Origin of the sequence: Pseudomonas solani (genome assembly GCF_026072635.1) — a bacterium.
In the GTDB taxonomy this organism is placed as follows: Bacteria; Pseudomonadota; Gammaproteobacteria; order Pseudomonadales; family Pseudomonadaceae; genus Metapseudomonas; species Metapseudomonas solani.
In genome coordinates this window covers 4,021,797-4,048,487 of record NZ_AP023081.1, presented here as the reverse complement: position 1 = coordinate 4,048,487, position 26,691 = coordinate 4,021,797, and the positions used below count along the sequence as shown (strand labels likewise).

The following is a 26,691-nucleotide window of genomic DNA, read 5'->3' as shown; positions in this document are numbered from 1 at the left end:
TATTATGCCGCCACATCCCGCTTCTGGCTGCCGCCGTGAAACAATTCATCGACTTCATCCCGCTCATCCTCTTCTTCATCGTTTACAAGCTCGAGCCACGCGCCATCGAATTCGCCGGGCACAGCGTCATGCTGGGCGGCATCTTCAGCGCCACCGCCGTGCTGATCGCCGCCTCGGTGGTGGTCTACGGGGCGATCTTCGTCACCCAGCGCCGCCTGGAAAAAGGCCAGTGGCTGACCCTGGCCGCCTGCCTGGTGTTCGGTGGCCTGACCCTGGCTTTCCACAGCGAAACCTTCCTCAAATGGAAGGCGCCGGTGGTCAACTGGCTGTTCGCCCTGGGCTTCGCCGCCAGCCACTTCATCGGCGACAAGCCGCTGATCCAGCGCGTCATGGGCCACGCTGTCGCGCTGCCCCAGGCCATCTGGGTGCGCCTCAACCTGGCCTGGATCGTCTTCTTCCTGTTCTGTGGCTTCGCCAACCTTTACGTCGCCTTCACCTATCAAGAGTTCTGGGTCGACTTCAAAGTCTTCGGCAGCCTGGGCCTGACCCTGCTATTCCTCATCGGCCAGGGCATCTTCCTGGCGCGCCACATGCACGATCCCGAATCCGAAAAACCTCAAGAATAAGGACTGTCATGCTCTACGCGATCATCTCCACCGATGTTGCCGACTCCCTGGAAAAACGCGTGGCCAACCGCCCCGCGCACCTCGTCCGCCTGGAGCAGTTGAAAGCCGAAGGCCGCCTGGTACTGGCCGGCCCGCACCCGGCCGTGGACAGCAACGACCCGGGCAGCGCCGGCTTCACCGGCAGCCTGGTCGTCGCCGAGTTCGAGTCCCTGGTCGCCGCCCAGTCCTGGGCCGATGCCGACCCATTCCGCACCTCGGGTGTCTACGCCAACGTGACCGTAAAACCCTTCAAGCAGGTCTTCTGACAGCAGCACGCCGAATCCATTCGTAGGAAACAGGAGTTCCGATGCGCCACGCCTCGCTGTCCCTGCTGTTCGCCCTGTCCTTGACCGTCGCGCTGGCCCAGGCCGAAGAGGCCCTGCCAACGGTGGCCCCCAACGTGGCGGTGGAGCCGCGCCCGGTGGAAAACGTCGCTGCCCAGGAGTTCACCGCTCTGCAGCAGCGCCTGGCGGAAAGCGAGCGCCAGCGCAACGAGCTGGCCGCCCAACTGGCCAACGGCACCACGGCCGAACGCGACACCGCCTTGCTGGCGCGCCTGCGCCAGGAAAACCAGCGCCTCAAGTTGCAACTCAAGGAGGCCCAGGCGGATCGCTCGCCGCGCCTGGTCAGCGACGACCAGATGTGGTTCGCCATCGGCGGCGGCGTCGCCCTGCTGTCGCTGCTGATCGGCCTGTTCGCCCGCGGCGGACGACGCCAGCCCCGCCCGTGGATCAACTGATGCGAAACGACGGCCATGAGTGAACTGCTGCTGATCGACGACGACCAGGAACTCTGCGAGCTGCTCAACAGCTGGCTGAGCCAGGAAGGCTTCAGCGTGCGCGCCTGCCACGACGGCGTCAGTGCCCGCGCCGCCCTCGCGGCCCATGCACCGGCGGTCGTCGTGCTCGATGTGATGCTGCCCGACGGCAGCGGCCTGGAACTGCTCAAGCAATTGCGCGGCGACCACCCCGAGCTGCCGGTGCTAATGCTCTCCGCACGGGGCGAGCCGCTGGACCGCATCCTCGGCCTGGAACTGGGCGCCGACGACTACCTGGCCAAGCCCTGCGACCCGCGCGAGCTCACCGCCCGCCTGCGCGCCGTGCTGCGCCGCACCCAGCCGCCGGCGCAATCCAGCCAGCTGGAGTTGGGCGACCTCTGCTACAGCCCGGTGCGTGGCGTGGTCAACGTCGGCGATCACGAAATCAGCCTCACCGTTTCCGAAGGCCGCTTGCTGGAGGCCCTGCTGCGCCAGCCCGGCGAGCCCCTGGACAAGCAGGAGCTCGCGCAACTGGCCCTGGGCCGCAAGCTCACCCTCTATGACCGCAGCCTCGACATGCACGTCAGCAACCTGCGCAAGAAGCTCGGCCCGCACGCCGATGGCCGGCCACGCATCGTCGCCCTGCGCAGCCGCGGCTACTACTACAGCGCCTGACACGCCTCACCCGGCGCCGCGTCGCAGAGCGCCCCGGGCCTTTCGTAACAGTTCCCTGAGCCTCTCTTTACCCAAGCTTTACCCTGGCCTGACCGCCCTTGACCTTGCCCTCCCTAGACTGAGCACATCCGGCAACCAGCCGGTTCAGAGACAAGGAGATAGACCATGCGCAAGACAATCGCCGCCCTGCTTCTCGCAGCCGCCCTGCCCACCGTCGCCATGGCCATGCCCGAAGGTGGCCCCGGCCCGGAACGCGGCTTCGGCGGCCCCGGTCACGGTGGCCCCGGCCTGTTCAAGGAACTGGACCTCAGCCGTGACCAGCGCCACCAGGTCGGCAAGCTGATGGGCGAGTCCATGAAGAACCGCCACGACATCACCCAGAAGTACCTGGACAAGCTGCCCGCCGCCGACAAGAAGGCCATGCAGGACGAGCTGAAGGCCAGCGAAGAGAAGAACCGCGCCGACATCCGCGCGCTGCTCACCCCCGAGCAGCAGAAGGAGTTCGACGCGCAGCAGAAGAAGATGGAAGAGCGTCGCGCCGAGCGTGCCGAGTTCGAAGCCTGGAAAGCCCAGCGCGCCAAGGCCCAATGACCACGGCGGCCTGACCGCCCGTCCTACCGCCCATCAGGCTCCCACCTGATGGGCTTTGCCGTTTCCGGAGGAGCATCGCGTGCGTTCACTGTTCTGGCGGATCCTCGCCGCCTTCTGGCTCGCCCTGGCGCTGGTCGCCGGCCTGGCCATGTTGCTGGGCCGCGCGCTCAACCAGGACGCCTGGATCCTCAGCCGCCACCCCGCCCTGCAAGGCCTGGCGGAAACCCTGGTGCAACGCTACGAAGTCGGCGGCCCGGACGAGGTGCAGCGTATGCTCGAGCAGTTCAAGCGCCGCGCCCGCATCGACGTGCAAATCCTCAACGACAGCGGCCAGCCCGTGGTGCGCGGCACCTTCCCGCCCCGCGCCGCCGCCTTCGAGGCCCGCCAGCACGATGAACGCCTGCCCTGGCGCCGCCTCACCGAGGAATACACCAGCACCCGCAGCGGCGATTCCTTCCTGCTCATCTACCGCATCCCCTACCCCGAACTGGAAGCCTGGCACCGTGGCAGCCTGCTCTGGCCCTTCAGCGCCCTTGGCATCGCCCTGGTGGTACTGACCCTGTTCAGCCTGGCGTTGACGCTCTACATCACCCGGCCACTCAACCGCCTGCGCCGCGCCGTGCACGACCTCGGCCAGACGGCCTACCAGCAGGACAGCCTGGCGCGCCTGTCACGGCGTCGCGACGAGCTGGGCGTGCTGGCCGGCGACTTCAACCGCATGGGCCAGCGCCTGCAGGGCCTGATCGGCAGCCAGCGCCAGCTGCTGCGGGACGTCTCCCACGAGCTGCGCTCGCCCCTGGCTCGCCTGCGCATCGCCCTCGCCCTGGCCGAGCGCGCCGGCCCGGAGCAGCGCGAGGCCCTGTGGCCACGCCTGAGCCAGGAATGTGACCGACTGGAAGCGCTGATCAGCGAAATCCTCGCCCTCGCCCGCCTCGACGCCGAGCCGGGCGCCACCCGCCCGATTGCGGTGCGGCCGCTACTGGTAAGCCTGGCCGATGACGCGCGCCTGCTGCACCCGGATCAGCACATCGAGATCCGCTGCCCCGCCGAGCTGCGCCTGGACGGCTGGCCGGACATGCTCGAACGAGCCCTCGACAACCTGCTGCGCAATGCCCTGCGCTTCAACCCGGCCGAACAACCGGTGGAAATAGACGCCAGCCAGGCCGACGGCCTGCTGCACGTGCAGGTGCGTGACCATGGGCCCGGCGTGCAACCCGAGCACCTGGCCCAGCTGGGTGAGCCCTTCTACCGGGCCCCAGGCCAGGCAGCTCCCGGCCATGGCCTGGGCCTGGCCATCGCCCGTCGCGCCGTGGAGCGCCACGGCGGCACCCTGGCGCTGGCCAACCACCCTGGTGGCGGTTTCGTCGCCAGCATCGAACTGCCGCTGCGGCCGCTGAACTGAACCACCCTCCAGGCAATAAAAAGCCCGGCGCAGGCAACCTGCGCCGGGCTCGTTGGGCCGCTGCCGATCAGCCCCAGGCTTTGACGAAATCAGCAGGCGCCAGCTCCGGCGGGCCACGACGCTCGCCGTCGACACTGCCCAGGTACAGGAAACCCACCACCTGTTCGTTGTCCGCCAGGCCCAGGCCACGGGCGACATGGCGGTCGTAGCTCAGCTCGCCGGTGCGCCAGATGGCGCCCAGCCCCTGGGCATGGGCGGCCAGGAGGATGCCGTGGGCAGCACAGGCAGCCGACAGCACCTGTTCGCTTTCCGGCACCTTGTGCCCCGCGGTCAGGCTGGCGATCACTACCACCAGCAGGGGCGCACGCAGCGGCATGCCGAGGGCCTTGTTCACCGCCGCCTCGGGGGCTTGCGGGTCCTTGGCCTTCACCGCCTCGGCCAACAGCTCGCCCAGCCGGTTACGGGCCTCGTCCTCGACGGTAAGAAAGCGCCAGGGCCGCAGGTAGCCGTGATCCGGTGCACGCAGGGCGGCGCGGAACAGCACCTCGCGTTGCGCCGCATCGGGCGCCGGCTCCACCAGGCGGGACAGGGATACACGGTTGAGCAGAGCGTCTAGAGCCTCCATCGGGCCACCTCCAGATTCGAGTGAAGCGGCATTCTAGCCGAAGTTGCGACGCATTCCGGGCTCACACTCTGCTTTACAGCGTCATGCACCTACGTAGAATCTCGCTCCTTTTCCCTCGGTCCAGACTTGCCATGGCACTGCCGACCCTCCGCATCATCGCCTTCATCATCGGCATCTTTCTCATCACCCTGTCCGTCAGCATGGTCGTGCCCATGCTGGCACTGCTGGTGTTCGAACGTACCGACGACCTCAGCGCCTTCACCTGGTCGAGCCTGATCACCTTCGTCTGCGGCCTGGCCCTGGTCGCTCCGGGCCGTCCCGAACACCTGCACATGCGCCCCCGCGACATGTACCTGCTGACCACCAGCAGCTGGGTGGTGGTGTGCTGCTTCGCGGCACTGCCGATGGTGCTCATCCAGCACATCAGCTACACCGACGCCTTCTTCGAGACCATGTCCGGCATCACCACCACCGGGTCGACCGTGCTGACCGGGCTGGACACCGCCTCGCCGGGCTTGCTGCTGTGGCGCTCGATGCTGCACTGGCTGGGGGGCATCGGCTTCATCGGCATGGCGGTGGCCATCCTGCCGCTGCTGCGTATCGGCGGCATGCGCCTGTTCCAGACAGAATCCTCCGACTGGGGAGAAAAGGTCATGCCGCGCTCGCACATGGCGGCCAAGTACATCCTCGTCGTCTACATCGGCCTCACCGCGCTAGGCACCCTGGCCTTCTGGCTGGCCGGCATGACCCCGTTCGAAGCCATCAACCACTCCGCCTCGTTGATCTCGACCGGCGGCTTCTCCACCTCCGACAGCTCCATCGCCCATTGGCCGCAGCCGGCGGTGCACTGGGTGGCGATAGCGGTGATGATCCTCGGCAGCCTGCCCTTCACCCTTTACGTTGCCAGCCTGCGAGGCAATCGCAAGGCCCTGGTCCGCGATCATCAGGTCCGAGGCTTCATTGGCTTCCTGGTCATCACCTGGCTGCTCTTCGGCACCTGGTTCTGGGCCAACTCGGAAAACAGCTGGCTCGACGCCGTTCGCATCGTCGCCGTGAATGTCACCTCGGTGGTCACCACCACCGGCATCGCCCTGGGTGACTACACCCTCTGGGGCAGCTTCTCGGTCATGCTGTTCTTCTACCTGACCTTCGTCGGTGGCTGCTCGGGGTCCACCGCCGGCGGCCTGAAGATCTTCCGCTTCCAGGTGGCCCTGGTGATGCTCAAGGCCAACCTGCAGCAACTGGTGCACCCGCGCGCGGTGATCCGGCAGAAGTACAACGGGCATAACATCGACGAAGAGATCGTCCGCTCGCTGATCACCTTCTCCTTCTTCTTCACCGTCACCATCGGTGTCATCGCCCTGGGCCTGTGCCTGGTTGGCGTCGATTGGGCCACCGCCATCACCGGTGCCGCCACCGCCGTCTGCAACGTAGGCCCAGGCCTGGGCCCGACCATCGGCCCGGCGGGCAACTTCTCCAGCCTGCCGGATGCGGCGAAGTGGATGCTGACCGTCGGCATGCTGCTGGGGCGCCTGGAGATCCTCACCGTGCTGGTACTCTTCACCCGGGCATTCTGGAAACACTGACCTCACCGGCAGGCCGGCCGTGGACAGGCGCCCCAGCACGGCTAGAATGGCGGCCTTCACCTTTCAGAGCTTGACCCATGGCATTGCCGACCCTGCGCATCATCGGTTTCATCATCGGCATATTCCTCATCACCCTCGCCGTGAGCATGGCCATCCCCGTGCTGACGCTGTTCATCTTCGAACGCACCCAGGATATCCACTCCTTCGTCTGGTCGAGCCTGATCACCTTCCTCGCCGGCCTGGCCCTGGTCATCCCCGGGCGCCCGGAGCATGTGCACCTGCGCCCACGCGACATGTACCTGCTCACCGTTTCCAGCTGGGTGGTGGTGGCGGTCTTCGCCGCGCTGCCCTTCCTCTTCACCCAGCACATCAGCTACACCGACGCCTTCTTCGAAAGCATGTCGGGCGTCACCGCCACCGGGGCCACCGTGCTCAGCGGGCTGGACAGCATGTCCCCCGGCATCCTCATCTGGCGCTCGCTGCTGCACTGGCTGGGAGGCATCGGCTTCATCGGCATGGCGGTGGCCATCCTGCCGCTGCTGCGCATCGGCGGCATGCGCCTGTTCCAGACCGAATCCTCCGACCGCTCCGACAAGGTCATGCCGCGCTCGCACATGGTGGCCAAGTACATCGTCCTGGTTTACGTCAGCTTCACCCTGCTCGGCACCCTGGGCTTCTGGGTCGCCGGCATGAGCCCATTCGACGCGGTCAACCACGCCATGTCGGCCATTTCCACCGGCGGCTTCTCCACCTCCGACCAGTCCCTGGCCAAATGGCCGCAGCCGGCGGTGCACTGGGTGGCGGTGGTGGTAATGATCCTCGGCAGCCTGCCCTTCGCCCTCTACGTCTCCACCCTGCGCGGGCACCGCAAGGCGCTGATCAAGGACCACCAGGTGCGCGGCTTCCTCGGCCTGCTGCTGGTGATCTGGCTGGTACTCGGCACCTGGTACTGGGCCACCACCAAGCTGCATTGGCTCGACGCCCTGCGCCACGTGGCGGTCAACACCACTTCGATTCTCACCACCACCGGCTTCGCCCTGGGCGACTACAGCCTGTGGGGCAACTTCTCGCTGATGCTGTTCTTCTACCTGGGCTTCATCGGCGGCTGCTCCGGCTCCACGGCCGGCGGCATCAAGATCTTCCGCTTCCAGGTCGCCTACATCCTGCTCAAGGCCAACCTCTACCAGCTGATCCACCCGCGCGCGGTGATCAAGCAGAAGTACAACGGCCACCGCCTGGACGAAGAGATCGTCCGCTCGATCCTTACCTTCTCCTTCTTCTTCACCATCACCATCTGCGTCATGGCCCTGGGCCTCTCGCTGATGGGGGTGGACTGGATCACCGCGCTGACCGGCGCCGCCAGCACCGTCTCCGGCGTCGGCCCCGGCCTAGGCGAAGTGATCGGGCCGGCGGGCAACTTCTCCAGCCTGCCCGATGGCGCCAAGTGGCTGCTCTCCCTCGGTATGCTGCTGGGCCGCCTGGAGATCATCACCGTGCTGGTGATCTGCACGCCGTACTTCTGGAGGCATTGAGGCTCCCGCATGCGCTGAGAACTGGCTCCTGCTCTTCAGGTGGAGATCGGAGGCCGGCGGATGCGAGGCGGCGCGGGCGCCGCTGGGCGACTGAAGTCGCCCCTACAGGCCGGAAGGTGATTACAGGCGCGCGCGGTACTCGCCAGGCGTGGCGTCGAACCAGCGGCGGAAGGCGCGGAAGAAGTTGCTCGGGTCGGCAAAGCCCAGCAGGTAGGCGATCTCCAGCAAGGTCAGGTTGGGCTGGGCCAGGTACTGCCCGGCCAGTTCGCGGCGGGTGTCGTCCAGCAGTTGCTGGAAGCTGGTGCCCTCTTCCTGCAGGCGACGCTGCAGGGTGCGCTGGGACAGGTGCAAGGCGCTGGCCACCACTTCCCGCTTGGGTTCGCCCTGGGGCAGCAGGCGGCACAGCACCTGGCGCGCCTGGTGGGTCACCCGGCTGCCGGAGAAACGTGCCAGGTACTCGCCCGCAAAACGGTCATGCAATTGCGCCAGGGACTCGTTGGCCGTGGGCAGCGGCGTCTCCATGTCGGCGCGATCGAACAGCAGCGCATAGTGCTCGGCGTTGAACCGCAGCGGCGCCTGGAACACCTGGCGATAGGGCTCCATGTCCACAGGCGGCGGGCCCTGGAAACGAATCTCCAACGGGTTGATCGGCCGCCCGGTCATCCAGCGGCAGAAGGCCAGGGAATAGGCCATGGACGCCTCGGCGCTCTGCCGTGCCGGTGGCAACCGGTCGCCATGGATCGCCAGGATCAGCGCATAGCCTTCCGGCGTAGCGCGAAAGCTCAGGTCCGCGCCTTCGGCGATGATCCGCTGGTAGCGCACCAGGCGGGCGAAGCCCTCCTTCAAGGTGCGGCTGGACATCAGCGCATAACCCACCACATGGAAAGACGCCGGCCTCACCACCTTGGCCATGTTCAAGCCGATGGCCGGGTTGCCCGAGAGCTCCACTGCACGCAACCACAGGCGGGTCATGCCGTCCTGGGGGAAACGGGCATCGGGATCGCTCAGTGCGGCATAGTCGAGGCCCAGCTCGGGAAACAGGTTGCGGCAGTCGACGCCGCCCATTTCCAGCGCCTGGACAATCCCCAGGGCCCAGCTCGATGACGTGGTACGTTCGCTCATGGCGCCTTCTTGTTCTGTCAGACACGGAGACCGCAGGACACGGCCTGGCGACGAAGGATACTAACCCAAGAGGGTGAATGTAAGGCTCAGTATCTATGCGGCTTTCAGCGATCTCACCGCACTGAAAACCGGATATAAACGGGCTGAATTGGCTGGGTTATGCCGGCTTGATGGCAGCCTGCTCAGCCTCTTGCTCCATAGCGACAGCCCCATCACGGTGAAGGCATGACGCCATACACCTGACACGGAGGTCGCACTGCGCGAGGCCTCCCCATACAGTTACAAGATCTCCGGTCACTACGGCGCGCCCCGGGCAACTGACTCCTCTCCCCTCCTCCTCATATCCGCCTGCCTAAACCAAAACCTGCCGCGTGCTGGCAATCAGCTGGTTGATCTGGAGCACCACTGATTCATCAGTCGGCGTCTCTGGCCCTCTCCCTTCCGGGCAAGGCATTTGGGGTGTAGTTCCGAATAGCCTGCAGATGAGCGGCCTCTGCTCATAGGCCTCACATCCATTGGGGCCAAGGTGGACGCAGTTCCACTCCCCAGGGCGGCTTCATGTTCGGCCTCACTCTTGACGGGGAGCCTGGCCAACTCCACCGAGCTCGCAGTAACCGGCCCGCAGCAGTCGTGACAGCCTGGCTTGCACTCGAAGCCGGGGATTCTCCGACGTAACTGATCAATCCTGCGGCTCAAGCTATCCATTGGCACATCCTGATTTTGGGGCGCGGATTGTACATCCACCCGCACCTCCCATACCGAATCCCGCCTTGACGGCCCAGCTAGCCAGACCCACACACAACAGCTGGACGCTACTCAAATCGGGGAGACGTCGCTCCTTTTCGCCGGAAATGCCCGCTTGATGGCAACAATCAACCCGAAAGCCCCGGAATCACTGGCGGCGCGTCGGGATACTAAACTGGCACCTAATGTCACTGGTCTGGAAAGGCCCCGGTCCTACACTCTCTCCCAACAAGAAAGAGGAGATATCCCATGAGCACCGTGCCCGCCGAGCGTTTCAACAGCTTTGCCGAGTTCTACCCCTATTACCTCCAGGAACACAGCAACGACGTGTGCCGCCGCCTGCACTACGTCGGCAGCCTGCTGGTCCTGAGCATTCTCGCCTACGCCATCCTCACCCAGCAGTGGCTGTGGCTGCTGGCCCTGCCGGTGGCCGGCTACGGTTTCGCCTGGGTCGGCCATTTCGTGTTCGAGAAGAACCGCCCCGCCACCTTCAAGTACCCGCTCTACAGCCTGATGGGCGACTGGGTGATGCTGAAGGACGCCTTCACCGGCCGCATCCGCTTCTGAGGAAGCGGCAGGCCCCCGAAAACAACAAGAGAGGCCCCTGATGAATGCCCACGCCCGCTTCACCCATATGGAAGACGGCACCGCCGAGGACTGGGGCATCATCGCCCAGGACTTCGCCCGCTACGCCGCCCAGTTGCCCGATCGCATCCTCACCCACCTCAAGCTGCTGGACGGCGACTTCGGCGGCTTCCCGGTGGACCGCCTGACCCACTCGCTGCAGACCGCAACCCTTGCCCACCGCGACGGCAAGGACGAGGAGTACGTGATCTGCGCGCTGCTCCACGACATCGGCGACACCCTCGGTTCGTTCAACCACGCCGATATCGCAGCCGCCATGCTCAAGCCCTTCGTCAGCCCCGAGAACCACTGGATGGTTGAGAAGCACGCGATCTTCCAGGGCTATTACTTCTTCCACCACCTGGGCCTGGATCGCCACCTGCGCGAGCAGTTCAAGGACCACCCGCAGTACCGCCAGACCATCGAGTTCTGCGCGCGCTACGACGCCGCCGCCTTCGACCCGGAAGCCGAGTACCTGCCCCTGGACTACTTCGAGCCGATGCTGCGCCGGGTCTTCGCCCAGCCCAAGCAATCCATCTACAAGGCCGCGATGGAACGCAACGCGAGCTGACCGTCCATTCCGCCCCACCGTTCGGCGGCCACGCTTGGCCGCCGTAGTGGCACTTGGTTATGATCCCGCACCCGCCAGGCATTGGCTCAGGTCTTGCAGACCATCGGACGCCCGTACAACGCGTCAGAAAAACATCAGGGATCGTTCGTTTACATGAAGTCAGCCAATCTAGACCGGCTCAGCAGTCTTCCGACCCCGCCGCTCCGCGAGTATTACTCCCGCGTACTGGCCTATATCGCCACCGCCGCCAGTATCGCCGCCGGCACCTACACCCAGTACTTCGGCTTCGATGTGCTGTGGATCGTCCCCTACGCCCTGCTCTATCCGCACCTGGCCCATCACCTGAGCCTGCGCTTCAAGCGCGACCACCCCGAGCGCACCCACCTGGTCCTGCTGTTCATCGACGCCCTGCACGCCGGCGCCGGCGCGGCCCTACTCGGCTTCTCGGTGGTGCCGAGCCTGATGTTCCTGCTCACCCTGTCGTTCAGCGCACTGATCATCGGCGGCCTGCGCCAACTGGGCCTGGCCATCCTCGTCGCCGCCAGCGCCACGGTACTGACCACGGTAATCGCCCACCCCGACCTCAAGCTCGGCACACCGGCCCTGGTGTCCTTCGTCAGCATCTGCTTCACCACGCTCTACGTGTGCATCACCGCCTTCTTCGTGCATCAGCAGGGCCTGCGCCTGGCGCTGGCGCGCAGCGAGATCAAGCTGGAGCAGGAAAAGGCCGCGCGCCTGGCCCGCAACCTCGCCAAGTACCTGTCGCCGCAGGTCTGGGAAATGATCTTCAGCGGCAAGCGCCACGTGCGTCTGGAAACCCAGCGCAAGAAGCTCACGGTGTTCTTCTCCGACATCAAGGGCTTCACCGAGCTCTCCGAAGAACTGGAAGCCGAAGCGCTCACCGACCTGCTCAACAACTACCTCAACGAAATGTCGAAGATCGCCCTCAAGTACGGCGGCACCATCGACAAGTTCGTCGGCGATTGCGTGATGGTGTTCTTCGGCGACCCCTCCACCCAGGGCGCCAAGAAGGACGCCGTGGCCGCCGTGTCCATGGCCATCGCCATGCGCAAGCACATGAAGGTGCTGCGCCAGCAGTGGCGCGCCCAAGGCATCACCAAGCCCCTGGAAATCCGCATGGGCCTGAACACCGGCTACTGCACCGTGGGCAACTTCGGCGCCGACACGCGCATGGACTACACCATCATCGGCCGCGACGTGAACCTCGCCAGCCGCCTGGAAAGCGCCTCCGAAGCCGGCGAGATCCTCATCTCCCACGAGACCTATTCGCTGATCAAGGATGTGATCATGTGCCGCGACAAGGGCCAGATCACCGTCAAGGGCTTCGCCCGCCCGGTGCAGATCTACCAGGTGGTGGACTTCCGCCGCGACCTGGGCGCCACCTCCAGCTACGTCGAGCACGAACTGCCGGGCTTCTCCATGTACCTGGATACCAACGGCATCCAGAACTACGACAAGGAAAAGGTCATCCAGGCCCTGCACCTGGCTGCCGAGAAACTGCGCGACAAAGTCATTCTCTGACCTAATGGGTCACAAGAAGGCCGCCCTCGGGCGGCCTTTTAATGGGCGCGATGCAGGCTTCACACGCCGCAACGACGTTTTTTCACGTACGTCCATGGCACCCTCCGTAGGAGCGAGCTCTGCTCGCGAAGCTGTACGTCGGCTGGCGCGAATCCATTCGCAATCGGGATCACGGGAATTAACCCTACGACAGCGACCCTTCCCCCACCGCCTCGCCGCACAACTCGCCATCCAGCAGCGGCTGGCGTGCCAGGAACTCCTGGGCGGAGGCCCGCCAGGACAGGCGCGCGGCACGCTCGGCGCAGACGCCACGGTCCAGCTCCAGTGCACGTAGGCAGGCAGCGTGAAGATCCTCGTCCATCACCCCGGTGAGGTCCGCTTCCAGCACGTCCAGCGGTCCGGGCACCGGGAAGGCCGCCACCGGCGTGCCGCAGGCCAGGGCCTCGAGCATCACCAGGCCGTAGGTATCGGTGCGCGAAGGGAAGACCAGCACGCTGGCGCCGGCAAAGGCATCGGCCAACGCCTGGCCGTGGCGGTAGCCGAGGAAGCGCGCATCGGGGTAGTCGGCTTCCAGCTCGGCCCGTTGCGGCCCATCACCCACCAGCCATTTCTCGCCGGGCAGGTCCAGGTCGAGGAAAGCCCGCAGGTTCTTCTCCGGGGCGATACGGCCGACGTAGAGGAACACCGGCTTCAGCGGTCGCGGCTGTTCCGGGCGCGGGTGGAACAGGCGGGTGTCCACGCCCTTGCGCCACAGCGACAGGTGGCCCAGCCCACGGCCGGCCAATTCGCCGCGCAGGCGCTCGGTGGTCACCAGCACCGTCTGACTGGGGCGGTGGAAGGCCCGCAGCACCGCGTAGCCCCATTCCAGCGGAACGCGCGGCCAGCGGGTGTGCACGTATTCAGGGAAGCGCGTGTGCACGGCACTGGAGAAGGCCAGGCCTCGGCGCTTCAGCCAGCGCCGCGCGGCCCAGCCCAACGGCCCTTCGGTGGCGAGGTGCACGCAGTCCGGGCGGAAATCGCGGATCGCCGGGCCCACGCGCCAGAGGTCCCACACCAGGGGGATTTCCGGGTAGGTCGGGCACGGCCGCGAGCGGAAGTCCCGGGGCGACAGCACCTTCACCAGGTGGCCAAGCCCGCGCAGTTCGGCCACCAGGGCCTGCAGACTGGTGACCACGCCATTCACCTGGGGCGCCCAGGCATCGCTGACGATGAGAATCCTCATGCAGCGGGCTCGAGGGCGGGCTGCTTGGTCTCGGTTGCCAGGCGCGCCTGGTCATCGGCCAGGCGGTACAGCTCGATGGTGCCATCCCAATGCTCGATCAGCGCGGTGCAGGATTCCACCCAATCGCCACAGTTCATGTACTCGACGCCGCCCACCTGGCGGATCTCGGCGTGGTGGATGTGGCCGCAGACGGCACCATCCAGCCCGCGCTTGACGCACTCGTGGGCAATGGATTCCTCGAAGTCGCTGATGAAGTTCACCGCCGTCTTGACCTTGTGCTTGAGGAAGGCCGACAACGACCAGTAGCCGTAGCCCCAGCGCTCGCGCCAGTGGTTGAGCCAGCGGTTGAGGGTCAGGGTGAACTCGTAGGCCGAGTCGCCGAGGAAGGCCAGCCACTTGTGGTAGCGGGTGATGACGTCGAACTGGTCGCCGTGGATCACCAGCAGGCGGCGGCCGTCGGCGGTCTCGTGGATCGCTTCGTCCACCAGCTGAATATTGCCCAGCATCAGGCTGGAGTAACGGCGCAGGAATTCGTCGTGGTTGCCGGTGACATAGATCACCTCTGTGCCACGCTTGCTCATGGTCAGCAGGCGACGGATCACGTTGGTGTGCGCCTGGGGCCAGTAGATGCCGCCCCGCAGCTTCCAGCCGTCGATGATGTCGCCCACCAGGTAGATGCGGTCGGCATGGTGGCGCTTGAGGAAGCGCGCCAGGTGCTCCGCCTGGCAATCGCGGGTGCCAAGGTGAACGTCGGATATCCACAGGGTGCGGACGCGTTGCTTGCGGGGACGAGCCGGGTCGGCCGGCTCCAGGCGTTGAACGCTGCTCATGGGCGGCCTCCAGCTGGGTTTTTCCGATCTTGCGCAGGCCCGGTGAAGTGCAGGTGACGGTTAGGCTGCAGAACGATGACACTGGCGGCGCCCGCGCCGGGGAGTAGACTGGCCACCTGCCGAGGAACACCCCATGAGCCCGATGCTGACCCTGCGCCGCTACAACCACGACCTGCTCGCCCACAGCCACGACCACGCCCAGTTGGTGTTCGGCCTGAGCGGCAGCCTGGAATTCGAGGTGGGTGGCATCGGCGCGCGGGTCGAGCGGCAGAACCTCGCCGTGGTCCCGCCGGGCGAACACCATGCCTGCGGCAGCCCGCGCGGCAGCCTGTGCCTGGTGCTCGACGTGCCCGACGACGCCTGGCTGCAACGCACCCTCGGCGGTCACTTCGACGCCAGCCGGCGCCTGCTGGAGAAACCCGGCGCCCTGCAGCTCGACCCTGCCCAGAGCCAACTGGTGGGCTGGCTCGCCGCCAGCCCCATAGATGACCCGGTGATCGCCACCCAGGGCGTCGGCCTGCTGCTGGCCAGCCTGGTGGCACCGAGCGCCACACCAGCGTCGGAGCGGAACACATTGCCGCTGACAGCCCTCGACGCCTACATCGACCAGCACGCCCCACGCCCCCTGCAGGTGGCCGACCTGGCCCGGCTCTGTGGGCTGTCGGTGGCGCGCTTCCACAGCCGCTTCCTCGCTGCCACCGGGCAAACGCCCATGGACTACCTGCGCACCCGGCGCCTGCTCCAGGGCCGCCGGCTGCTGCTGGAGTGCAGCCTGAGCGTGGCCGAGATCGCGGCCCAGGTGGGCTACAGCTCGCAAAGCGCCTTCACCGCTGCACTATCCCGCGAGTTCGGCACCACCCCGCGCGCCCTGCGCCGCCAGCGCGGCTGACGCGAGGGCCGCGACGAAAGCCGCGAGTCCCGCGACAGACAAGCCACCCCGCCGCCCTCTAGACTGCGGCCATCGTCAAACAAGGGGGCTGTATGTCATCGACCATCGAATGGGCGGATTTCGAGCGCGTTGAACTGCGCGTCGGCACCGTCGTATCCGCCGCACCCAACGTCAAGGCCAACAAGCCGGCCTATGTGCTGGAAGTGGACCTGGGCGAGCTGGGGGTGAAGACCTCCAGCGCGCAGATCACCGCCCACTATGCCGCCGAGGAGCTGGTCGGCCGCCAGGTGCTGTGCGTCTGCAACTTCGCACCCAAGCGCATCGCCGGGGTGCGCTCTGAAGTGCTGGTCACCGGCGTCCACGATGCCGAAGGCAAGGTGGTGCTGGCCGGCTTCGACAAGCCGCTGCCGAACGGCGCGCGCCTGGCATGAACGAACGTAACGCGCTGCTCGCCATCCACCTGGGCGCCCTGCTCTTCGGCCTCTCCGGCATCTTTGGCAAGCTGGCGGAAACCACGCCGGTGGTGATCACCTTCGGCCGCGCGCTGTTCGCCGTCATCGCCCTGGCGCTGTTCGCCCAGTTCGCCGGCCGTGCCCGTGGCGGCGCGCCGGTACTGCGGCAGATTCCCCTGCTGCTGCTCGGCGGCCTGCTGCTGGGCGGGCACTGGGTGCTGTTCTTCCAGGCGGTGAAGATCGGCGGCGTGGCCATCGCCACCCTGGGCTTCGCCAGCTTCCCGGCCTTTACCCTGCTGCTGGAGGGGCTGCTGTTCCGCGAGCGCATCCACCTGCGCGAGTTCGTGGTGGTGGCCCTGGTCAGCCTGGGCCTGGTGCTGGTGACGCCGGACTTCGATTTCGCCAGCGACGCCACCCAGGGGCTGATCGCCGCCATCCTCTCCGGCCTGCTGTTCTCCCTGCTGTCGCTGCTCAACCGTGCAAGCACCAAGGGGCTGGACCCGGTGAAGGTGGCGCTGTGGCAGAACCTCTGCATCGTCGTCTGCGTGCTGCCCCTGGGCTGGGCGGTACTGCCCACGGTGCGGGCCATCGACTGGCTGTGGATCGCCATGCTCGGCGTGCTCTGCACCGGCCTCGCCCACAGCCTGTTCGTGGCCAGCCTCAAGGTGCTCAAGGCGCGCACCACGGCGGTGATCTTTGCCCTGGAGCCGGTCTACGGCATCGCTTTCGCCTGGTGGCTGTTCAGCGAGGAGCCCTCGCTGCGCATGCTTGCAGGCGGCACGCTGATCATCGCCGCCATCGCCTTCCCGGCGCGCAAAACCAACGCGGTGAAGCCCGCCGAAGCGGCGAGCTGACGGTAACCACCGGAAGCACGGACTGAAGTCCGGGCTACGCACCGCACCCTGCGCAGCCCGCCGTTTTCAGTTCACGCTGTACCCACGCCCCATCAGGCAGGCGCCCAGCGCGCGGCGGTAGCGGTCGGTGCTGTCGCTGCCCACCGGGCGGGTGACGGTGGCCGGGTAGGCGATCACTTCATAACTGACGGCAGCGTTGCCCTGGACCACCGCAGGCGGCGTCACCACTTCGTAGCGCTGCACATTGGCGTTCCACAGGTAGTAGGTGCCGGCGGCGACGAAGTACAGCGCACTGCCGATCCACAGTTCGCGGGCGCCGGACGGCAGGCCACGGTCGTGCCCACCGCCACCCGGGCCCGGGCCCCAGCCACCCTGCCCGCCCGGGCCGGGACCACCGCCATGGGCGCCGGGGCCACCCTGGCCGGGGCCGGCGAATAGCGGGGTGGACAGGCCGAGCAGCAGTGCCAGCGCCAGGGTTGTTTTCAAGGACATCATTCACCTCGTGCAATACGGGCGTAGGGTTCGCGGCCTCTGGAGGGAATTATTCGCCCGGCGCCCCCGGGCGAGCGTCAGCCCTGTGTAAATCCGGGGTAAACGTCCTGATACACGCCCGCCTCAGGCCCGCTCCTGCTCCAGCAGCCAGCGGCAATAGCGCGCCACGCCGGTCTCCAGATCGAGGAAGCCCTCGCCGGCACCGGCCTCGCGCAGCAACTCGATGTCCGCCCGGGTATGGCTCTGGTAACGGCCCCGGAGCACGGCGGGGAAGTCCTCGTAGTGCAACACGCCCTGCTCGATCAGCGCGGCCAGGCCCAGGGGCGGCCGATCCTCCTCGGCGCGCAGGGCATTGACCACCGCCATGGCCACCGCATTGAAAGGCCGGGCGACGCCAGTGCCGAGGTTGAAGATGCCCGAACGCTGGGAATGGTCGAGAAAGTGCAGGTTGACCCGCGCCACGTCCTCCACCGACACGAAATCGCGCTGCTGCTCGCCAGCGGCGTAAACGTCGCAGCCGCCGAACAAGCGTACCCGCCCCTCCGCCCGGTACTGGTGGAAGCAGTGCAGCGCCACCGAGGCCATGCGCCCCTTGTGCCCTTCGCGCGGGCCATAGACGTTGAAGTAGCGCAGCCCCACCACCTGGGCGCGGGCATGGGGCAGCAGGCGCCGCACGCGCTGGTCGAACAGCAGCTTGGAGTAGCCGTAGACGTTCAGCGGCAGCTCGTGCTCGCGGCCTTCACGAAACACCTGGCCCGCGCCATAGACGGCCGCCGACGAGGCATAGATGAAGGGCAGGCCGCGGCGCTGGGCGGCATCCAGCAGCTCGCAGCTGTAGCGGTAGTTGTTGTCCATCATGTAGCGCCCGTCCGCTTCCAGGGTGCTGGAGCAGGCGCCCTGGTGGAACAGCGCGCGGACCATGCCGAACTCGCCGGCGGCGAAGCGCGGCACGAAGTCGCGCTTGTCCACGTAGTCACGGATCTCGCAATCGGCGAGGTTGCGGAATTTGTCGCCTTCGGTCAGGTCGTCGACGGCGATGATGTCCGTCTCGCCGCGCTGGTTGAGGGCCTTGACCAGGTTGCTGCCGATGAAGCCGGCGGCACCGGTGACGATGATGCTCATGACGGCACTCCAGGGACGTGGAAGTACCGTCAAGGCTATGCCTGCGTGATCAGCCCGCCGTTGACCTGGGGCAAGGCCGCTCAGGGGCGGTCGTTGTGGCCCAGGTCACGCGTCGGATCGATGCAGTCACGCACCCGCTGCTTGAGCACCTTGGCCTCGGGGAAGCCGTCGTCGGCCTTGCGCTCCCAGATCTGCTCGCCGTCGCAGGTGATGCGGAACACACCGCCAGTGCCCGGCTCCAGGGCCACCCGACCGAGGTCGTCGGCGAAGGTGCTGAGCAGCTCCTGGGCCAGCCAGGCCGCGCGCAGCAGCCATTGGCACTGGGTGCAGTAGGTGATGACGATCTCGGGCCTGGAGCTGGACATGACGGGACTCGGTGGCGGCGTGCGGGGCGCCTATAATAGCGGCCTTTTTCCTCCCCGCCTGACCAGGGATGCGTTATGCGCCGCGTGCTCGTTTTCCTCGCCCTTATCCTCCTGCCACTGGCCACCCTGGCCGACCAGGCCCACCCACGCATCGGCCTGGTGCTGTCCGGTGGCGCCGCACGCGGCCTGGCCCATATCGGCGTGCTGCGAGCCCTGGAAGAACAGGGCGTGCACATCGACGCCATCGCCGGCACCAGCATGGGCGCGGTGATCGGCGGCCTCTACGCCTCGGGCTACAGCGTCGACGAACTGGAAAAGCTGGCCCTGGCCATCGACTGGCGCCAAGCGCTCTCCGACGCGCCCCTGCGCGATGACATCCCCTTCCGCCGCAAGCAGGACGACCGCGATTTCCTGGTCAAGCAGAAGCTCAGCTTCCGCGACGACGGCAGCCTGGGCCTGCCGCTCGGCGTGATCCAGGGCCAGAACCTCGCCCTGCTGCTGGAAAGCCTGCTGGTGCACACCAGCGACACCCGCGACTTCGACCGTCTGGCCATCCCCTTCCGTGCCGTGGCCACCGACATCTCCACCGGCGAGAAGGTGGTGTTCCGCAAGGGCCACCTGCCCCAGGCGATCCGCGCCAGCATGTCGATCCCGGCGGTGTTCGCTCCGGTGGAGGTGGACGGCCAACTGCTGGTGGACGGCGGCATGGTGGACAACATCCCGGTGGACGTGGCCCGGGAGATGGGCGTCGACCTGGTGATCACGGTGGATATCGGCACCCCGCTGCGCGGGCGCAAGGAGCTGCTCACCGTGGTCGACGTGCTCAACCAGTCGGTGACCCTGATGACCCGACGCAACTCCGAGGCGCAACTGGCCACCCTCGGCCCGGACGACATCCTGGTGCAGCCGCCGCTGGCGGGTTTCAGCGCCACCGACTTCGGCCGCGCGCGGCAGATGATCGACGCCGGCTACCGCGCCGCCACCATCCTCAAGCACCGTTTCGCCCCGCTGGCGCGCCAGCACGGCCAGCACGAGGCGGAACTGGCCGAGGCGCGCCTGCCCGTGGAACGCCGCCCGGTAATCGCCCGCATCAGCGTGGAGAACGACTCCAAGGTGGGCGACGAGGTGATCCGCCGCATCATCCGCCAGGAAACCGGCCAGCCGCTGGACCTGGAGCGCCTGCAGAGCGACATGGGCACCCTCTACGGCCTCGACTACTTCGAGCAGGTGCATTACCGCGTGGTCAAGCGCAAGGATGGCAACACGCTGGTGATCAACGCCCGCGGCAAGCGCACCGGCACCGACTACCTGCGCCTGGGCCTGAGCCTGGACGACGACATGCGCGGCGGCAGCACCTTCAACCTGGGCGCCAGCTACCGGGTCAACGGCATCAACAAACTCGGCGCCGAATGGCTGACCCGCGCCCAGATCGGCAGCGACCAGGAGCTCTACAGCGAGTTCTACCAGCCGCTGGACTACGGCTCGCGCTACTTCGTCGCGCCCTATATCGCCGCCGAGGCGCAGAACGTCGACGCCACCCTGGACAACGACCCCATCGCCGAATACCGCCTGCAGCGCTACGGCTACGGCTTCAACATCGGCCGGCAGATCGCCAACAACGGCGAGCTGCGCCTCGGCATCGGCCAGGGCTGGGGCGATGCCGACGTGCGCATCGGCGACCGCCGCCTGCCCAGCTTCAGCTTCAGCGAGGGCTACTACGAGGCCAAGTACTCCTTCGACACCCTCGACAACGTCGATTACCCCCACGAGGGCGAGGACATCAAGCTGACCCTGCGCCAGTACGACCCCGAACTGGGCTCGGACGATCGCTACCGGCAGTGGGAACTGAGCCTGGACAAGGCCCTCTCCAGCGACGCCAACACCTTCGTCCTCGGTGGCCGCTACGGCCGCACCCTGGACAGCGCCGAGGTGGTCACCTCCAGCTTCCAGCTCGGCGGCGCACGCCAGCTCTCGGGCTTCCGCGAGGATTCGATCTCCGGGCAGAACGTCGCCCTGGCCCGGATGGTGTACTACCGCCGGATGACCCAGCGCTCCTTCCTGCCGCTGGACTTCCCCTTCTACCTCGGCGCCAGCCTGGAGCGCGGCCGGGCCTGGAACCAAGACAACAGCTTCGACAGCGGCTACATCAACGCCGGCAGCCTGTTCATCAGCTTCGACACGCCCCTGGGCCCGCTGGACTTCAGCTACGGCCTCAACGACGTCTCCGAGCAGGCGCTCTACCTCAAGCTGGGCCGGGTGTTCTAAGCACCCGACTCACTTACTTCCCAGCAGGAGCGAGCTCTGCTCGCGAAGCGCTGCCGGGCAATACGCGCCGTGTTCAACCATGAAAAAGCCCGGAACAGTGTCCGGGCTTTTGGGTGTTGCGTGAGCGGTCAGGCGATCTTCGCCAACAGCTGGCGGGCCTCCTGCTTCTGCTCTTCGTCACCGCCGTCGATCACCTCGTTGAGGATGCTGCAGGCGCTTTCGATGTCGCCCTGGTCGATGTAGGCCAGCGCCAGGTTGAGCTTCATCAGGTTTTCCTGCCGTGCGGCCAGGTGGTCCAGGTCATCGCTGGCTTCCAGCGGGTCCTCGAAGTCGAACGATAGCTCGTCCAGCTCCTCGGCCTGGGGCAGCTCCGGCAGTTCGAGGCGATCGGCCTGCTCCAGGTCGTCCAGTTCGAACACCTCGGGCATGTCCTGCAGGTTGCTGCGGAAGGCCGGGTCAACGTGGTGATGCACCGGCTCGGGCTTGCTGCCCGTCGCCTTGGTCTTGGGCGCCTCGGTCTTGAAGGGGCTGAGGCTGTCCCAGTCGGCGTCCAGGGGCAGGTCGTCGAGGTTGAGCTGGAATTCATCGGTCAGCTCATCATCACGCACCATCAGCGGCTCGGCCGGCTGCAGGTCCGGGGCCTGGTCACCGAGGACGAACTCCGGCTCCTCGAACATCGGCTCGGCCTTGCTGCCCTGGTCGATGCCGGGATAGCGCGCCTTGATCGGGTCGATACGGGCCGAACCGACGCCCATCTCCAGCAGGTTGCTTTCCTCGATGGCGAAGCCGCTCGGGTCACGCAGTTCACCCAGCACTTCCAGCAGGCGGAAGCGCAGGTCGGTGCGGTTGGGCTCCTGGACGATGGCACTGCGCAGCGCGCTCTCGGCATCGTTGAAGCGGCCATAGGCGATGTAGATGTTGGCGCCATCCAGGGAATCGCTGGACGGGCGTACCGTCGCCAGGGTGGGTTGCGGCCTGGACGCGGGAGCCGCCACCGGTGCAGCGGCAGCGGCGACCGCCACCACCGGCTCGGGGCGGGCCTGGGGCACAGCGGCGATGCGGGGGCGCTCGGCCGCCACGGCGACGGCCTCGGCCGGACGCACCTTGGGTTTGACCACCGGCTCAGGCGCCTCGGGGCGGGTTTCCTGGCGACGACGCAGCAGTGCCACGGCCAGGACGAACAGCAGCAGGATGCCGCCGATGATCATCAGCGCGCGGGACCAGGTGTCCAGGCTGTCCGGCTCTTGCACTGTCACATCGGGCGCCGCGACCGCCGGCGTGCCCTGCTGGGTCGCCTCGGCAGCCGGCTCGGCCGGAGCCTGTGGAACGGCGTTGTCAACAGGGGCGGGGCTTTCGCTGGGGCAGGTGCCTGGGCCGCTTGCGGTGCGACCGGGGCACCATCGTCCAGCGGGGGCAGGTTGGTTGCATCGGCGACCGGCGCATCCGCCGGGGCGGTGGCCGTTAGCGGCGGCAGCCCGGCATCGGCGGACGCCTGCTGGGCACTGTTCGAACCGAGCGCGTTCTGCAGGCGCGCCAGCTGAGCGTCCTTCTGCTCCATCTGCCGTTGCAGGGTTTCCAGCTTGAGCTGGAGGTCGGCGATGTCCTGGCGCAGTTGCAGGCGTTCGTTCTCGCTATTGACCAGTTCGGTGTCGACGCGGCGCTGCACCTCGGCGATCTGCTGGGGCAACGGCGCCGGCTGGCTCGGGGTGCCGGGGGCGGACACCGGGCCGGGGGCGCTGCCGACCATGGCCTGGCCGGTGGTGCCGGCATCGTTGGCCGCTGCATTCGCAGCGGCGCCCATCGACACGGCGGCATCGGGCAGCAACAGGCTCTGGCCCACGCTCAGGCGGCTCGGGTCGCCATTGGCGAAGGCGCTGGGGTTGAGGGCGTGGATGCCGTTCATCATCTGCGCCGTGCTCATGCCGCTGCCGGCGCTCTGGCGCTGGGCAATGGCCCAGAGGTTGTCGCCCTTGACCACGGTGTAACGCTTGCCCTGGGTGGCGGGCGGCGCCTCGGTCGGGGCCGGCTGGCTGCTGGCGGCGCTGCTGCGACGGTTATCCCGTTGGGCAGCGGTGTTGCCCAGGGGCGCGGCCACCGGGTTGTAGGCGGAGGCTTCCGGCGGGTCCAGCAGCAGGGTGTATTCACGCAGCAGGCGGCCGTTGGGGCGGGCCACCTCGACGATGAAATTCAGGTAGGGCTCGCGCACCGGCTTGTTGGAGACCACGCGGATGTGGCCACTGGCGCCACGGATCATCGGGCTGAAGCGCAGGTCGTTGAGGAACAGCACGCGGTCGACGCCGGCACGCTCGAACACATCGGCGGGGGCCAGGCTGATCTTGATGTCGCTGTCGGTCAGGTCGCCGACGTCGAGCAGGCCGATGTCAGCCTCGAGCGGCTGGTTCAGCGCGGAATGCAGGGTGATTTCGCCCAGGCCTATGGCGGAGGCCAGGCTGGAATAAAGAATAGGTCCCGATGCAAGCGCAAGCAGGATCCTGTTGACTCGAGCCATGTGCCCTCCCCCGGTCATGCCGGCTCGAACGCCACAGCCGCCTCCCTACGATCCTGAGTCCATGGAGGGGCGAAAACGGGCGTCGGCATTGAAAGAAAACGCGTCGGGCGGCGATCCCTGGAACCCAACTGAAAATAAGTATGGATGCAATTTCCCAGATTGCCCGGCGTAGAGGCCTTGGGCCATCAGGCAGGTGAAATCCTACCGCAAGTTCGCCATGAAAGTGACGGAAATCACACCTTTACTGAGTATTTATAGAGCTTCGTCAGCCTTTTGTCGCGCGCACGCCCCACGCAGGCCACACCGCCAGGAGAAAAAGCCCGGCGACCAGCCAAAAGGTCTGCTGGAACGCCAGCGCCTCGGCCTGCAGGTCGCCGCCGCCGGCGTGGTAGCGCCACTCCAGGAAGAAGGTCATCAGGTTGACCCCGAAGGCTCCGCCGAGCTGGCGCACGAAGGTGATGGCGCCGGCGCCCAGGGCCAGTTCCTCGGCACTGAGCACGTCCAGCGAACCGGTGCTCAAGGCCGGCAGCAGCAAGCCCAGGCCGAGGCGACCGAGGCAGGCCCAAAAGCACAGCACGAGGAAGGAGGCGCCGCTGTCCACCAGGCCCAGCCCCAGGGATGACAGGGCGAACACCAGCAGCCCGGCCACCAGTAGTAGCGCGGCGGAAAGCTTGTCGCTAAGCCAGCCGCCCACGAACGACGCCACGCCCAGCACCACCCCGGTGGGCAGCAGCAACAGGCCCGCGCGGCCGGCGCTGTAGCCTTCGACCGTCTGCAGGAACAGCGGGATCAGGTAGGTGGAGCCGTAGAGCCCGAGGCCGAGGATCAGCGCCACCCAACTGGCCTTGCGGAAGGCCCGGTGGCGCCACAGCGCCAACGGCAGCAAAGGCCGTGGGCTGGCGCGGCTGCGCAGGACGAAGCCCAGGGTTGCGCCCAGGCCCAGCAGCCCGGGGATCCAGCAGCTCGGTGCCAGCCAGCCGAAGCGCTGGGCTTCGGCCAAGGCGCCGAGCAGCGCGAACAGTGCAACGCTGAGGAACAGGAACGCCACGAGATCGACGCCCGGCGTGCTGCGGTCGCGGTCCGAGGGCATCAGCCACTGGGCGCCAACGGCCGCCGCCAGGCACATGGGCAAGGGCAGCCAGAACACCGCCTCCCAGCCGAAATGGTCGATCAGGTAGCCGCCGATGGTCGGCCCGAGCGTTGGCGCAATCATCACCCCGAGCCCGTAGGTGCCCAGCGCCATGCCGCGCCCGCCCTCGGCGAAGATGCGGAAGATCAGCACCATCGCCAGCGGCTGGATGATCCCGGCGCAGGCCCCCTGGACGATGCGCAGGGCGATCAGCTGCCAGGCGGAAGTGGCCGCCAGGGCCAGCAGGGAGCACAGGGTGAAGATCAGCAAACCGCCCTGCACGGTGCGGCGCGCACCGAGCCGCGACTGGGCCCAGGCGGCGAGCAGCAGGCCGGCGGTCATGGAGGCGAGGAACCCCGTGGCCAGCCATTGCGCCAGCGGTCGGCCGATGGCGAAGTCGGCCATGATCGCGGGCAAGGCCACGTTGATGCTGGTGGACGCGAGGATCATCGCCATGCTGCCGACCATCAGCAGCCCCAGCAGCAACTGCGGGTAACGCGGGCCGTAGCGCGCGTGCAGGGCCTCGAGGTCCTGCATCAACGCCGTTCCAGGTTGGCCAGTATCCGCGCGTGTACCTGCTGGCAGCGGCGCAGTTCCTCTTCATCGATATCGGTGAAGACCTCCCTGCGCAGCTGGTTGGAGATGGCCTCGATCTTCTCGATCAGCGGCCGTGCCTTGGGGCACAGGGTGATCTTCTTGGCGCGGCGGTCCTCGGCGACGGCCAGGCGCTGCACCAGCCCCTGGGCTTCCAGGCTGTCGAGCAGCCGGGCCAGGGTCGGGCCCTCGACGCCGACGCTCTGCGCCAGTTCACGCTGGGTGGGGAGTTCTTCGAAGCGAGCGAGATGCAGGAGAACCAGCCAGCGAGCCTGGGACAGGCCGAGGTCGACGAGCCGGCGATCCAGCTCCGCACGCCAGGCCCGCGACATCTGCGCGAGCTGCATGGCAAAGCGGTGTTGATCGGTATGGGACATTGAAACGGACTCTAACTGCCTAAACTAATAATTAGCGAGCTAACCATAGGCGACAGCCGGGAGCAAGCGCAGCTTTGTATCTACCACTTCACATATTGGTCTTCGACGAAGCCCCAGAGCCCATCGATGCTCACAGGCGCCCGGTCGTGGGGGCGCAGCACACCGTCGAAGCGGCCGAATATCTGCTTGAAGTTGCTGGCGATGAAGCACAGGTTCAGGCGCTCCTTGTGCAGGCCGGTGCCGGTGAAGCGCAGCTCCACCTGGCCGTCGTTGGAAGTGATCAGCCACTGCTCCAGCGGCCGGTCGCGATCGAAGGCGAAGCGCACGCAGTCCACCTTGATCAGCTCGCCATCGATCCAGAAACAGTTCTCGGTGAAGCTGGTTTCGTTGACCCCGCAGGACAGGTTCACCCCCACCCGCAGCCCCTGGGCCTCACCGGACAGGCAGGCCCAGTTCCAGAAGGTCTCCGGGCGCATGTAGCCGGCGGACCAATCGTGGTGGGCGAAGGCGCCGATGGCCTGCAGGTCGAAATCACCCAACGCGCTGCGCACCTCGCCCCGGCAGGTGACCCCTGCCACCTTGCGCGCATAGACCCAGCCGTTCACGGCGGTGGGCGTGCACAGGCTCATGGGCTGGAAGGCCGGCTCATCCTCGGAGAAACAGGCGTCGATGCGGGTGCCGTCGTCCAGCTCCACCAGCAGGCGCTTCTCCTTGGGGTTCGGCGAATTCTCCAGGCGCAGCAGGTTGCGGCCCTGGCGCAGTTCGCAGACGCCCTCGTCCGGCACCTGGGAAAAACGCGTGCCCATGCCCAGCGGCAGCTTGAACTGGCGCTCGATCATGCGCCCGCTGGCCGGGTGGAACAGGTAGACGAAACCAATGCCGGCCAGGCTCAGGTTGGCCAGGGCGCAGCCGCCGATGAGCTGGTCGCTGATCAGGCCGAAGTACTGGAACTGATGGAAGCGCCGCCACTTCGCCAGCGCCCCCAGGCGACGGCCCATGGGCGAGCGAAAGTCGAAATCACGGTAGTTGACCAGGCCGGGAGTGCCGTCGAAAAGTCCGTAATGCGGCTGGCCGCCAGCGCCGATCAGCTTGTTCATGGGCAGGGCTCGTCAGGTGGGAAGGCGCGATCCTAGCACCGCCGTACCAGGGCACGCA

General features: G+C 66.9%; 27 protein-coding genes and 1 pseudogene. 15 read left to right on the top strand and 13 right to left on the bottom strand.

The annotated features are described in order from the left end of the window. The first annotated feature begins 35 nt into the window (after positions 1-35). The 6 genes from PSm6_RS18485 (at position 36) to PSm6_RS18460 (ending at position 4,090) form a co-directional block, all read left to right on the top strand. Positions 36-626 (top strand): septation protein A, encoded by a 591-nt coding sequence (locus tag PSm6_RS18485; RefSeq protein WP_021221162.1) that lies wholly within the window; start codon positions 36-38, stop codon positions 624-626. An 8-nt stretch (positions 627-634) separates the two neighbouring features. Further along, positions 635-931, top strand: a complete 297-nt coding sequence (locus PSm6_RS18480; RefSeq protein WP_021221161.1) for a YciI family protein — start codon at positions 635-637, stop codon at positions 929-931. Between the two features lie 41 nt (positions 932-972). Continuing rightward, complete coding sequence (locus tag PSm6_RS18475) at positions 973-1,404, top strand: SH3 domain-containing protein (protein ID WP_043243208.1); 432 nt, start codon at positions 973-975, stop codon at positions 1,402-1,404. A 15-nt stretch (positions 1,405-1,419) separates the two neighbouring features. After that, positions 1,420-2,097: a response regulator transcription factor gene (locus PSm6_RS18470; RefSeq protein WP_021221159.1), complete on the top strand. Its 678-nt coding sequence runs from the start codon at positions 1,420-1,422 to the stop codon at positions 2,095-2,097. A gap of 165 nt (positions 2,098-2,262) precedes the next feature. Continuing rightward, positions 2,263-2,688 carry a hypothetical protein gene (locus tag PSm6_RS18465; protein WP_021221158.1) on the top strand — a complete coding sequence of 142 codons (426 nt, stop codon included), beginning with the start codon at positions 2,263-2,265 and terminating at the stop codon, positions 2,686-2,688. Between the two features lie 79 nt (positions 2,689-2,767). Continuing rightward, positions 2,768-4,090, top strand: coding sequence for a sensor histidine kinase (locus tag PSm6_RS18460; protein ID WP_021221157.1), 1,323 nt, complete (start codon positions 2,768-2,770; stop codon positions 4,088-4,090). 67 nt (positions 4,091-4,157) lie between these two features. Here the strand turns inward: PSm6_RS18460 and PSm6_RS18455 are convergent, their stop codons facing one another. Then, complete coding sequence (locus PSm6_RS18455; protein WP_021221156.1) at positions 4,158-4,715, bottom strand: nitroreductase family protein; 558 nt, start codon at positions 4,713-4,715, stop codon at positions 4,158-4,160. Between the two features lie 131 nt (positions 4,716-4,846). On the opposite strand from PSm6_RS18455, the gene PSm6_RS18450 reads away from it, so the two are divergent. Both PSm6_RS18450 and PSm6_RS18445 read left to right on the top strand, forming a co-directional pair. Continuing rightward, positions 4,847-6,301: a TrkH family potassium uptake protein gene (locus PSm6_RS18450; RefSeq protein WP_021221155.1), complete on the top strand. Its 1,455-nt coding sequence runs from the start codon at positions 4,847-4,849 to the stop codon at positions 6,299-6,301. 77 nt (positions 6,302-6,378) lie between these two features. Further along, complete coding sequence (locus PSm6_RS18445) at positions 6,379-7,833, top strand: TrkH family potassium uptake protein (RefSeq protein ID WP_021221154.1); 1,455 nt, start codon at positions 6,379-6,381, stop codon at positions 7,831-7,833. A gap of 120 nt (positions 7,834-7,953) precedes the next feature. Here PSm6_RS18445 and PSm6_RS18440 read toward each other — a convergent pair whose 3' ends face one another. Both PSm6_RS18440 and PSm6_RS18435 read right to left on the bottom strand, forming a co-directional pair. Further along, complete coding sequence (locus PSm6_RS18440; protein ID WP_031288353.1) at positions 7,954-8,955, bottom strand: AraC family transcriptional regulator; 1,002 nt, start codon at positions 8,953-8,955, stop codon at positions 7,954-7,956. Positions 8,956-9,307: 352 nt separating this feature from the next. Then, positions 9,308-9,660: pseudogene (locus tag PSm6_RS18435) on the bottom strand (YkgJ family cysteine cluster protein). Between the two features lie 288 nt (positions 9,661-9,948). On the opposite strand from PSm6_RS18435, the gene PSm6_RS18430 reads away from it, so the two are divergent. From PSm6_RS18430 to PSm6_RS18420, 3 genes are all read left to right on the top strand, one after another. Then, entirely contained in the window at positions 9,949-10,266 is a 318-nt protein-coding gene (locus PSm6_RS18430; protein WP_265167928.1) for an Mpo1-like protein, read from the top strand. Positions 10,267-10,306: 40 nt separating this feature from the next. After that, complete coding sequence (locus PSm6_RS18425; protein ID WP_021221150.1) at positions 10,307-10,894, top strand: HD domain-containing protein; 588 nt, start codon at positions 10,307-10,309, stop codon at positions 10,892-10,894. 153 nt (positions 10,895-11,047) lie between these two features. Beyond that, positions 11,048-12,436 carry an adenylate/guanylate cyclase domain-containing protein gene (locus tag PSm6_RS18420; RefSeq protein ID WP_021221149.1) on the top strand — a complete coding sequence of 463 codons (1,389 nt, stop codon included), beginning with the start codon at positions 11,048-11,050 and terminating at the stop codon, positions 12,434-12,436. Between the two features lie 184 nt (positions 12,437-12,620). Here PSm6_RS18420 and PSm6_RS18415 read toward each other — a convergent pair whose 3' ends face one another. Continuing rightward, a complete protein-coding gene (locus PSm6_RS18415; protein WP_265167926.1) occupies positions 12,621-13,658 on the bottom strand; it encodes a glycosyltransferase family 4 protein in 1,038 nt (345 codons plus the stop codon). Then, positions 13,655-14,488 (bottom strand): UDP-2,3-diacylglucosamine diphosphatase, encoded by an 834-nt coding sequence (locus PSm6_RS18410; RefSeq protein WP_021221147.1) that lies wholly within the window; start codon positions 14,486-14,488, stop codon positions 13,655-13,657. Before PSm6_RS18410 ends, PSm6_RS18415 begins: the two co-directional genes overlap by 4 nt. A 133-nt stretch (positions 14,489-14,621) precedes the next feature. Here PSm6_RS18410 and PSm6_RS18405 point away from each other — a divergent pair, with 133 nt between their 5' ends. From PSm6_RS18405 to PSm6_RS18395, 3 genes are all read left to right on the top strand, one after another. After that, positions 14,622-15,377: an AraC family transcriptional regulator gene (locus PSm6_RS18405; protein ID WP_043243226.1), complete on the top strand. Its 756-nt coding sequence runs from the start codon at positions 14,622-14,624 to the stop codon at positions 15,375-15,377. 92 nt (positions 15,378-15,469) lie between these two features. Next, positions 15,470-15,808, top strand: a complete 339-nt coding sequence (locus tag PSm6_RS18400) for a tRNA-binding protein (protein WP_021221145.1) — start codon at positions 15,470-15,472, stop codon at positions 15,806-15,808. Beyond that, entirely contained in the window at positions 15,805-16,683 is an 879-nt protein-coding gene (locus PSm6_RS18395; protein ID WP_265167924.1) for a DMT family transporter, read from the top strand. Before PSm6_RS18400 ends, PSm6_RS18395 begins: the two co-directional genes overlap by 4 nt. A 66-nt stretch (positions 16,684-16,749) precedes the next feature. Here PSm6_RS18395 and PSm6_RS18390 read toward each other — a convergent pair whose 3' ends face one another. The 3 genes from PSm6_RS18390 to PSm6_RS18380 form a co-directional block, all read right to left on the bottom strand. Beyond that, positions 16,750-17,175 (bottom strand): hypothetical protein, encoded by a 426-nt coding sequence (locus PSm6_RS18390; RefSeq protein WP_265167923.1) that lies wholly within the window; start codon positions 17,173-17,175, stop codon positions 16,750-16,752. Between the two features lie 123 nt (positions 17,176-17,298). After that, positions 17,299-18,297, bottom strand: a complete 999-nt coding sequence (rfaD, locus tag PSm6_RS18385; RefSeq protein ID WP_265167922.1) for an ADP-glyceromanno-heptose 6-epimerase — start codon at positions 18,295-18,297, stop codon at positions 17,299-17,301. 80 nt (positions 18,298-18,377) lie between these two features. Further along, positions 18,378-18,662: an Rdx family protein gene (locus PSm6_RS18380; protein WP_265167920.1), complete on the bottom strand. Its 285-nt coding sequence runs from the start codon at positions 18,660-18,662 to the stop codon at positions 18,378-18,380. Positions 18,663-18,737: 75 nt separating this feature from the next. Between PSm6_RS18380 and PSm6_RS18375 the strand changes: the two genes are divergently transcribed. Then, positions 18,738-20,927 carry a patatin-like phospholipase family protein gene (locus PSm6_RS18375; protein WP_265167919.1) on the top strand — a complete coding sequence of 730 codons (2,190 nt, stop codon included), beginning with the start codon at positions 18,738-18,740 and terminating at the stop codon, positions 20,925-20,927. A 128-nt stretch (positions 20,928-21,055) separates the two neighbouring features. On the opposite strand, the gene PSm6_RS18370 is transcribed toward PSm6_RS18375, so the two are convergent. From PSm6_RS18370 to PSm6_RS18350, 5 genes are all read right to left on the bottom strand, one after another. After that, positions 21,056-22,183 carry a motility hub landmark protein FimV gene (locus tag PSm6_RS18370; protein ID WP_265167918.1) on the bottom strand — a complete coding sequence of 376 codons (1,128 nt, stop codon included), beginning with the start codon at positions 22,181-22,183 and terminating at the stop codon, positions 21,056-21,058. Next, positions 22,180-23,436 carry a type IV pilus assembly protein FimV gene (locus PSm6_RS18365; RefSeq protein ID WP_265167917.1) on the bottom strand — a complete coding sequence of 419 codons (1,257 nt, stop codon included), beginning with the start codon at positions 23,434-23,436 and terminating at the stop codon, positions 22,180-22,182. Before PSm6_RS18365 ends, PSm6_RS18370 begins: the two co-directional genes overlap by 4 nt. A gap of 265 nt (positions 23,437-23,701) precedes the next feature. Next, positions 23,702-25,102 carry a DHA2 family efflux MFS transporter permease subunit gene (locus PSm6_RS18360; protein WP_265167916.1) on the bottom strand — a complete coding sequence of 467 codons (1,401 nt, stop codon included), beginning with the start codon at positions 25,100-25,102 and terminating at the stop codon, positions 23,702-23,704. After that, the gene (locus PSm6_RS18355) at positions 25,102-25,536 is read right to left on the bottom strand and encodes a MarR family transcriptional regulator (protein ID WP_021221137.1); all 435 of its coding nucleotides are present in this window, start codon (positions 25,534-25,536) and stop codon (positions 25,102-25,104) included. The genes PSm6_RS18360 and PSm6_RS18355 overlap by 1 nt, the downstream gene beginning before the upstream one ends. 80 nt (positions 25,537-25,616) lie before the next feature. Then, positions 25,617-26,633 (bottom strand): DUF2804 domain-containing protein, encoded by a 1,017-nt coding sequence (locus tag PSm6_RS18350; RefSeq protein ID WP_265167915.1) that lies wholly within the window; start codon positions 26,631-26,633, stop codon positions 25,617-25,619. Between the last annotated feature and the right edge of the window lie 58 nt (positions 26,634-26,691).

What these genes read in the sequence shown, in the direction of transcription:
- PSm6_RS18455 (WP_021221156.1), bottom strand. Translation starts at nt 4,715, where the DNA reads ATGGAGGCTCTAGACGCTCTGCTCAACCGTGTATCCCTGTCCCGCCTG.
- PSm6_RS18480 (WP_021221161.1), top strand. Translation starts at nt 635, where the DNA reads ATGCTCTACGCGATCATCTCCACCGATGTTGCCGACTCCCTGGAAAAA.
- PSm6_RS18420 (WP_021221149.1), top strand. Translation starts at nt 11,048, where the DNA reads ATGAAGTCAGCCAATCTAGACCGGCTCAGCAGTCTTCCGACCCCGCCG.
- PSm6_RS18350 (WP_265167915.1), bottom strand. Translation starts at nt 26,633, where the DNA reads ATGAACAAGCTGATCGGCGCTGGCGGCCAGCCGCATTACGGACTTTTC.
- PSm6_RS18415 (WP_265167926.1), bottom strand. Translation starts at nt 13,658, where the DNA reads ATGAGGATTCTCATCGTCAGCGATGCCTGGGCGCCCCAGGTGAATGGC.
- PSm6_RS18395 (WP_265167924.1), top strand. Translation starts at nt 15,805, where the DNA reads ATGAACGAACGTAACGCGCTGCTCGCCATCCACCTGGGCGCCCTGCTC.
- PSm6_RS18450 (WP_021221155.1), top strand. Translation starts at nt 4,847, where the DNA reads ATGGCACTGCCGACCCTCCGCATCATCGCCTTCATCATCGGCATCTTT.
- PSm6_RS18365 (WP_265167917.1), bottom strand. Translation starts at nt 23,436, where the DNA reads ATGGCTCGAGTCAACAGGATCCTGCTTGCGCTTGCATCGGGACCTATT.
- PSm6_RS18360 (WP_265167916.1), bottom strand. Translation starts at nt 25,102, where the DNA reads ATGCAGGACCTCGAGGCCCTGCACGCGCGCTACGGCCCGCGTTACCCG.
- PSm6_RS18355 (WP_021221137.1), bottom strand. Translation starts at nt 25,536, where the DNA reads ATGTCCCATACCGATCAACACCGCTTTGCCATGCAGCTCGCGCAGATG.
- PSm6_RS18375 (WP_265167919.1), top strand. Translation starts at nt 18,738, where the DNA reads ATGCGCCGCGTGCTCGTTTTCCTCGCCCTTATCCTCCTGCCACTGGCC.
- PSm6_RS18405 (WP_043243226.1), top strand. Translation starts at nt 14,622, where the DNA reads ATGAGCCCGATGCTGACCCTGCGCCGCTACAACCACGACCTGCTCGCC.
- PSm6_RS18390 (WP_265167923.1), bottom strand. Translation starts at nt 17,175, where the DNA reads ATGTCCTTGAAAACAACCCTGGCGCTGGCACTGCTGCTCGGCCTGTCC.
- PSm6_RS18475 (WP_043243208.1), top strand. Translation starts at nt 973, where the DNA reads ATGCGCCACGCCTCGCTGTCCCTGCTGTTCGCCCTGTCCTTGACCGTC.
- PSm6_RS18465 (WP_021221158.1), top strand. Translation starts at nt 2,263, where the DNA reads ATGCGCAAGACAATCGCCGCCCTGCTTCTCGCAGCCGCCCTGCCCACC.
- PSm6_RS18410 (WP_021221147.1), bottom strand. Translation starts at nt 14,488, where the DNA reads ATGAGCAGCGTTCAACGCCTGGAGCCGGCCGACCCGGCTCGTCCCCGC.
- PSm6_RS18430 (WP_265167928.1), top strand. Translation starts at nt 9,949, where the DNA reads ATGAGCACCGTGCCCGCCGAGCGTTTCAACAGCTTTGCCGAGTTCTAC.
- PSm6_RS18400 (WP_021221145.1), top strand. Translation starts at nt 15,470, where the DNA reads ATGTCATCGACCATCGAATGGGCGGATTTCGAGCGCGTTGAACTGCGC.
- PSm6_RS18425 (WP_021221150.1), top strand. Translation starts at nt 10,307, where the DNA reads ATGAATGCCCACGCCCGCTTCACCCATATGGAAGACGGCACCGCCGAG.
- PSm6_RS18440 (WP_031288353.1), bottom strand. Translation starts at nt 8,955, where the DNA reads ATGAGCGAACGTACCACGTCATCGAGCTGGGCCCTGGGGATTGTCCAG.
- PSm6_RS18470 (WP_021221159.1), top strand. Translation starts at nt 1,420, where the DNA reads ATGAGTGAACTGCTGCTGATCGACGACGACCAGGAACTCTGCGAGCTG.
- rfaD (WP_265167922.1), bottom strand. Translation starts at nt 18,297, where the DNA reads ATGAGCATCATCGTCACCGGTGCCGCCGGCTTCATCGGCAGCAACCTG.
- PSm6_RS18445 (WP_021221154.1), top strand. Translation starts at nt 6,379, where the DNA reads ATGGCATTGCCGACCCTGCGCATCATCGGTTTCATCATCGGCATATTC.
- PSm6_RS18380 (WP_265167920.1), bottom strand. Translation starts at nt 18,662, where the DNA reads ATGTCCAGCTCCAGGCCCGAGATCGTCATCACCTACTGCACCCAGTGC.